The organism is Kitasatospora misakiensis (genome assembly GCF_042656005.1).
GTDB lineage: Bacteria > Actinomycetota > Actinomycetes > Streptomycetales > Streptomycetaceae > Kitasatospora > Kitasatospora misakiensis.
On record NZ_JBHSOF010000074.1, the window covers coordinates 23,747 to 31,193 of the forward strand.

General features: G+C 75.0%; 2 protein-coding genes and 1 pseudogene. All 3 read right to left on the minus strand.

Features of this window, described 5'->3' with window-relative positions; genetic code table 11:
* Positions 1 to 4: 4 nt before the first annotated feature.
* Entirely contained in the window at positions 5 to 1,447 is a 1,443-nt protein-coding gene (locus tag ACFP3U_RS34040) for an FAD-dependent monooxygenase (RefSeq protein ID WP_380229635.1), read from the minus strand.
* Positions 1,448 to 1,495: 48 nt separating this feature from the next.
* Entirely contained in the window at positions 1,496 to 5,509 is a 4,014-nt protein-coding gene (locus tag ACFP3U_RS34045; RefSeq protein ID WP_465261980.1) for a type I polyketide synthase, read from the minus strand.
* A 44-nt stretch (positions 5,510 to 5,553) separates the two neighbouring features.
* A pseudogene (locus ACFP3U_RS34050) lies at positions 5,554 to 7,371 on the minus strand (type I polyketide synthase); the annotation flags it as partial.
* Positions 7,372 to 7,447 lie beyond the last annotated feature (76 nt).

The following is a 7,447-nucleotide window of genomic DNA, read 5'->3' on the forward strand; positions in this document are numbered from 1 at the left end:
GGGATCAGCGCGCGGCCGGCGCCCCGAACCAGGTGCCGAGCGCGGCCGACAGCCCGTCCTGCTGGTCGCCGACCCAGGCCACGTACCCGTCCGGACGGACCAGCAGCGCCGGCACGTCCAGCCCCTCGGCCGGCTCCGCCCGCACCACGTCGACCCGCGCCTCCCAGCCGGACACGTCGCCGAACTCCTTGCCCGTCAGGTCGAACAGCACCCCGCGACCGCGCCCCAGCGCCGCCGCCGTGGACGTCTCGCCGTCGGCCGTGCGCAGCGAGAGGTGCCCGAGCCGGCGGCCCACCAGCGGGTCGTCGCCCTCCCCGGCGAACGGGTAGCGCACGTCCGTCGCCCAGGTCACCAGCCGGCGGTTGACCTCGTCGACCGTCACCAACTCGGTGAACACCTCGCGCAGCGCGTTCACCTTCTCCAGCGGGTGGATCAGCGCCATCTGCGCCTCGGCGCCCTGGCACGCCCGGTACCCGGCCAGGTGCCGCTCCGTGTGGTAGCCGTCGAGCAGCCCCTCCGGCGCCCAGCCGCCGACCTCGGCCGCCAGCCGCCAGGCCAGGGCCACCGCGTCGCCCAGCCCGGTGTTCAGACCGTGGCTCGCCGTCGGCACGTAGTGGTGCGCGGCCTCGCCCGCCAGGAACACCCGGCCCTCGCGGTAGCGCTCGGCGAGCTGGGTGGTGCCCGTGTAGCGGCGCATCCAGACCGGGTCGCCCACCTGCTTGCTCTCTCCGGTCAGCCGCTTGATGTTGCCCATCAGCTCCTCGACCGTGACCGGCTCCGACTCCGGCGGACCGTCCTGGTCGAACTCCAGGGTCTGCAGCCGCCAGTAGCCGCGCTCGGAGCGCTCGGGCAGCGCGCCGAACACCCCGCCCGGGCGCACGCCGGCGTCGAACTCGCCGTCGTAGGAGGCGAAGTCGCCCAGGATGCCGTACCAGGACTTGCCGGTGCGGCGCACCTCGATGCCCGCGAGGCGGCGCACCGCGCTGTCCACGCCGTCCGCACCCACCAGGTAGGCGCCGCGCAGCTCGTACGCCGCCCCGTCCGGCCCCTCGACCTGCACGGTCACGCCGGCGTCGTCCTGGCTGAAGCCGGTGACCCGGTGGCCCCGGCGGAGATCGGCGCCCAGCGCCGCGGAACGCTCCTCCAGCAGCCGCTCCACGCCGGTCTGCGCCACCAGCAGGTTGTACTCCTCGGGCAGCTTGGCGAGGTCGAGCCAGACCATGCCGAAGTGCACCGCCGGCCAGCGCGGCGCCTCGCCGAGCGCGCCCATGAGGTCCCGCTCGGTGAACACGTCCACCAGGCGCGAGTGGAAGGTGCCCACCCGCTCGTCGTCGTAGTGCTCGGTGCGGGCCTCCAGGACGACGGCCGGCACGCCCTGCCGCCCGAGCTCGAACGCCAGCATCAGGCCGACGGGGCCGCCACCCGCGATGATGATCGGGTCAGTCATTGGGTCAGTACTCCTTGCGTTCGGTGAGTTCGTGTTCGCGTTCGCTGTTCACAGCGCGGTGCGGAGGTGCTCGGCGAGTTCGCCGGGCGTGGGGTGGTCGTAGATGGCGACCGGGTCGAGCTCCAGACCGTCCTCCCGCAGCCGGGTGGCCAGCTCCATCGCGGTGAAGGAGGACAGCCCCAGCTCCAGGAACTCCAGCAGCGGGTCGATCTCCTCCGCCGAGTCCAGGCCCAGCACCTGGGCGGTGTAGCGCCGTACGGTCTCCAGGAGGACCCGGCCGACCTCGTCGTCCGGCGCGCCGGCCAGCCGATCGCGCAGCGAGGCCACGGCGGGGCCGTCGTCCTCGGTCCCGCCGGGCGTGCCGTCCGGGCTGGAGGCGTCGGCGGCATCGGTGGCCGGGGCAGGGGCCGTGACGGTGGCGAACCAGTCCGCCAGGGCCGGGAGCACCGCCGACATCGCCTTGCGCTGGTCCGTGTCCAGCGTCAGCAGGTCCGCCAGCGCCTCCTCGTCCCCCTGCGTCACCGCCTCCCACAGCGCGCCGTCCGCCGCTGCGGCGACGCTCGCGGCGCGTGGCTGGAGCCAGTAGGTCTGGTGTTGGAAGGGGTAGGTGGGGAGGTTGGTGTGGTGTCCGGTGGTGGTGGGCCAGGTGGTGGTGTGTCCGTGGGTGTGGGCGGTGGCGAGGGCGGTGAGGGTGGTGTGGGCTTCGGGGTGGTTGGGGGTGAGGCTGGCGGTTGCGGTGGCTTCGGGGTGGGCGGTGCGGGTGAGGGTGGTGAGGGTGGCGTCGGGGCCCAGTTCCAGGTAGGTGGATGCTCCGGCTTCGCCGAGGGTGGTGAGGGCGTGGTGGAAGCGGACGGCTTCGCGCAACTGGCGGACCCAGTAAGACGGTTCGGTGAGTTGGTCGGCCAGGCGTCCGGTGAGGGTCGAGATGATGGGGATGGTGGGCTGGTGGTAGGTGAGGGTGGCCGCGATCGTCTCGAACTCGGCCAGGATGGGGTCCATGTGGTGGGAGTGGAAGGCGTGGCGGGTGTTGAGGACCTTGGCCTTGCGGCCCTGCTCTTTCCATGCCGCTGCGAGGGCGTGGACGGCGTCGACGTCTCCCGCTACGACGACCGCGTCGCCGGAGTTGATGGCGGCGATGGTGAGGGCGTCGTTGAGGTGGGGCGTGACGTCGTCCTCGGTGCCTTGGAGGGTGGCCATCGCGCCGTTGCCGGTGCTGTGCATCAGGCGGGCGCGGGCGGCGACGAGGGTGGCGGCGTCGGAGAGTGAGAGGACGCCGGCGCAGTGGGCGGCGGCTATCTCGCCGATGGAGTGTCCGGCGAGGTAGTCGGGCTTCAGGCCGTGGTGCTCCAGGAGCCGGAACAGCGCGGTCTCCAGGGCGAAGAGCGCCGGCTGCGTGTGCAGGGTGGTGTCGAGTAGCCCGTCGGGGTTGTTAGCGATGATCCCACGCAGCTCCGGGTCGAAGTGGCTCAGTGCCTCGTCGTAGGCGGCGGCGAACACCGGGAAGGCGGCGTACAGTTCCTCGCCCATCCCGACCCGCTGCGACCCCTGACCGGTGAACAGGAAGGCCAACTTGCCCGGGTGGGCCGCGTTGCCGGTGACGAAGCCGGGGTGCCCCGCGCCCTCGGCGAGGGCCTGGAGGGCCTCCGTCCGCGCGCCCGGCAGGACGACGGCGCGGTGGTCGAGGAGCGAGCGCCCGGTGGTGAGGGAGTGGGCGATGTCCGCCTCGTCCGCCTCGGGGTGCTCGGCGAGCCAGTCCAGCAGTCGGCGGGCCTGGTCGCGCAGCGCGGTGCCGGACTTCGCCGACAGCGGCCACACCACCGGGAGTTCGGCCGGCGCTGGGACTTCCTCGGCGGTCTCCTCGGGGGCCGGCGCCTCCTCCAGGATGATGTGGGCGTTGGTGCCGCTGATGCCGAAGGAGGACACACCGGCGCGGCGCGGGCGCTCGCCCTCCGCCGCCCACGGCCGGGCCTCCGTCAGCAGCTCGACCGCGCCCGCCGTCCAGTCCACGTGCGGGGACGGCTCGTTGACGTGCAGCGTCTGCGGCAGGACGCCGTGCTGGAGCGCCATGACCATCTTGATGATGCCGGCGACTCCGGCCGCCGCCTGGGCGTGGCCGATGTTGGACTTCAACGAGCCCAGCCAGAGCGGCCGTTCGGCCGGACGGTCCTGCCCGTACGTGGCCAGCAGCGCCTGGGCCTCGATCGGGTCGCCGAGCGTCGTACCGGTGCCGTGGGCCTCCACCGCGTCCACGTCCGACGGGCGGAGGCGGGCGTCGGCGAGGGCCTGGCGGATCAGACGTTCCTGGGACGGGCCGTTGGGCGCGGTGAGCCCGTTGCTGGCGCCGTCCTGGTTGACCGCCGAGCCGCGCACCACCGCCAGCACCCGGTGCCCGTTGCGGCGCGCGTCCGACAGCCGCTCGACGAGCAGCAGGCCGACGCCCTCCGCCCAGCCGGCGCCGTCGGCCGCCGCGGAGAAGGACTTGCACCGCCCGTCCGGCGACTGGCCGCGCTGGCGGCTGAACTCGATGAAGACGCCGGGCATCGCCATGACCGTCACGCCGCCCGCGAGCGCCAGGTCGCACTCGCCGCTGCGCAGCGCCTGGACGGCCAGGTGCAGGGCGACCAGCGAGGAGGAGCACGCCGTGTCGACGGTGACCGCCGGGCCCTCGAAGCCGAAGGTGTAGGACACCCGGCCGGAGGCGACGCTGCCCGCGCTGCCGTTGCCGACCAGCCCCTCGTAGCCGTCCGGCGCGGGGTGCAGGCGGGCCCCGTAGTCGTCGTACATCACGCCCGCGTAGACCCCCGTCCGGCTGCCGCGCAGGGCGGCCGGGACGATGCCGGCGTGCTCGAACGCCTCCCACGCGGTCTCCAGCAGCAGCCGCTGCTGCGGGTCCGTGGCGAGCGCCTCGCGCGGCGACATCCCGAAGAACCGCGCGTCGAACTCGCTGGCCCCGTAGAGGAATCCGCCCTGGTCGGCCACCGAGGTGCCCGGGTGGTCCGGGTCGGGGTCGTACAGGTCCGCCGGCCAGCCGCGGTCGGTGGGGAAGCCGCCGACCGCGTCCTCCCCGTTGGCGACCAGCCGCCACAGCTCCTCGGGGGAGCGGACCCCGCCGGGGAACCGGCAGGCCATGCCGACGACGGCGATCGGCTCGCCGAGCCCGGTCTCCAGGTCGCGGATCCGGGTGCGGGCCTTGTGCAGGTCGGCGGTCACCCACTTGAGGTACTCGACCAGCTTCTCTTCCCTGGTCCCGGGCGTTTCGGCGGTGGTGCTCATGACTGCATGCTCCGTCCGAGCTCGTTGTCGATGAATGCGAGGACCTCGTCGGCGCTGGCGTCCTGGATGCGCTCGGCCACCGACTCCTCGGCCGCCGGGCCGCCCCGCTGCTCGGCGGTCCACTGCGCCAGCACCGTCTGCAGCCGGACCGTGATCTCCTTGTCGCGCTGCTCGTCGGGCGCCAGCCCGGCCAACACCGCCTCCAGGCGGTCGAGTTCGGCGAGCGCCGGCGACTTCCGGGCATCGGCCGGCGCCAGCCCCGCGAGCAGGAACCGGGTGATCGCCTGCGGGGTCGGGTGGTCGAAGACCAGGGTGGCGGGGAGCTTGCGGCCGAAGGTCGCGCTGAGCCGGTTGCGCAGCTCGACGGCGGCCAGCGAGTCGAAGCCCAGCTCCTTGAACTTGCGGTCCGCCGGCACCGAGTCGGCCGAACCGCCGCCCAGCACGGTCGCCACCTGGAGCCGCACCACCTCGCCCAGCGCCGGCTCCCGCTCGGCCTCCGGCAGCGCGGCCAGCCGCTCCAGCAGGGCCGCCGCGCCACCCGCGTCCGCCTGGCGCCGGGCCGGGACCCGGACCAGCCCGCGCAGCAGCGGCGGCACCACACCGGACCGCAGGGCGGCCTGGTCGAAGCGGGTGGCGGCGACCGTGGCCCGGTCCTGGCGCAGGGCGCTGTCCAGCAGCGCGAGGCCCTCGGCCGCGCCGATCGGCCGCAGCCCGCCGCGCGCCATCCGGGCCAGGTCGGCCTCGTCGAGCGCCGCCGTCATCGTGCTCTCCTGCTCCCAGCGGCCCCAGGCGATCGACACCGCGGACCGTCCGCGGGCCCGCCGGTGCTCGGCCAGCGCGTCGAGGAAGACGTTGGCCGCCGCGTAGTTGGCCTGGCCGGCGCTGCCGAGCACACCCGCGATCGAGGAGAACAGGACGAAGTGCGCCGGATCGCCGGTGAGTTCGTGCAGCAGCCAGGCGGAGTCCGCCTTGGCGCGCAGCACCGGCTCGATCCGCTCCGGGGTGAGGCCGGACAGCACACCGTCGTCGAGGACACCGGCGGCGTGGAACACCCCGGTCAGCGGGTGCTCCGCGGGGATCCCCGCCAGCAGCGCGGTGAGCGCCGCCCGGTCGGCGACGTCGCAGGCGACGAGGTCGACCTCGGCGCCCAACGCGGCCAGCCGCTCGACGAGTTCGGCGGCGCCCTCGGCGCGCGCCCCGCTCCGGCTGGTGAGCAGGAGCCGCCGTGCGCCGTGCGCGGTCACCAGGTGCTCGGCCACCAGCCGGCCCAGGGTGCCGGTCGCCCCCGTGATCAGCACGGTGCCGGTCTCCATCGGCGCGACGGTCCGGGTGCCCGGCGCGAGCCGGGTCATCCGCGGCACGTACGTCACGCCGTCGCGGACCGCCACGCGCGTCTCCTCCCCGGGCAGCAGCCCGGGGACGCACGCCGCCGGGTCGCCGTCCACGTCCGCCAGGGCGAACCGGTCCGGGTTCTCGGCGAGGGCGCTGCCGACCAGGCCCCACAGCGGGGCGGTGGCCAGGGCGTCCAGCGACTCGCCGGCGTGGACCGCGACGGCGCCGTTGGTCACCACGGCGAGCCGGGACTCGGCGAAGCGCTCGTCGGCGAGCCAGGCCCGGAGGGTCGCCAGCGTGCCGGTGAGCGCCTCGCGGACGGCCGCAGGGGTGTCGGTGGCGTCGGCGTCGCCGGAGCGGACCGGGAGCAGGACCAGGTCGGGGGCCGGGCCGGCGGCCGCCAACGCGTCCAGGTCCGGGTACTCGGTGGTGCCGAGCACCGCCCAGCCGCCCCGGTCGGCGGTCGCACCCCGGGCGGAGGTGTCCGCGACCCACTCGACGGAGAACAGCGGGTCCTCACCGGTGGTCCGCAGCGCGGCGAGCTGCTCCTCGCTGATCCGGCGGGTGCTCAGCGCCTCCACCGTGGCGACCGGTCCACCGCTCGCGTCGGTCAGGGTGATGGTCACGGCGTCCGGCGCCTCGGCCCCGGCCGGGGCGATCCGCACCCGCGCCGCCGTGGCGCCGGTCGCGTGGAGCCGTACGCCGGACCAGGCGAACGGCAGCCGCACGCCGTCCGACTCCCGGGCGAGGCCCATCGCGTGGAGCGCGGCGTCCAGCAGCGCCGGGTGGATGCCGAAGCCGTCGACCGCGGTCTCCTCCGGCAACGCGACCTCCGCGTAACGGAGTTCGCCGTCCTGCCAGGCGGCCGTCAGGCCCTGGAACACCGGCCCGTACTCGTACCCGGAGGCGGCCAGCCCCGCGTACACGCCGGCCAGCTCCAGCCGCTCCGCACCGGCCGGCGGCCACGCGGTCACCGGCTCGACCGGCGGTGCGGCGTCGCCCACCGCGAGGAAGCCGGTGGCGTTGCGGACCCAGCCGTCGGCGGCGTCCGCCCCGGCGCCCGCCGAGTGCACGCCGACCGGCCGGCGCCCTTGCTCGTCCGGCGCGCCGACGACCACCTGGATCCGCACGGCGCCCGCCTCGGGAACGACCAGGGGCGTCTCCAGGGTCAGTTCCTCGACGGTGTCGCAGCCGGCGGCGTCCGCCGCGTGCAGCACCAGGTCGACCAGCGCCGCGCCGGGCACGATCACCGTGCCGAGCACCGCGTGGTCCGCCAGCCAGGGCTGATCGGCGGTGGAGAGGCGGCCGGTGAGGAGCACGCTGTTGTCGGAGGCGATGGTGACGGTGGCGCGGAGGAGCGGGTGGGTGGTGTGGGCGAGGCCGAGGGTGGTGGCG

Excerpts from the sequence above, each read along its gene's own strand:
- ACFP3U_RS34040 (WP_380229635.1), bottom strand. The coding sequence starts at position 1,447 with ATGACTGACCCGATCATCATCGCGGGTGGCGGCCCCGTCGGCCTGATG.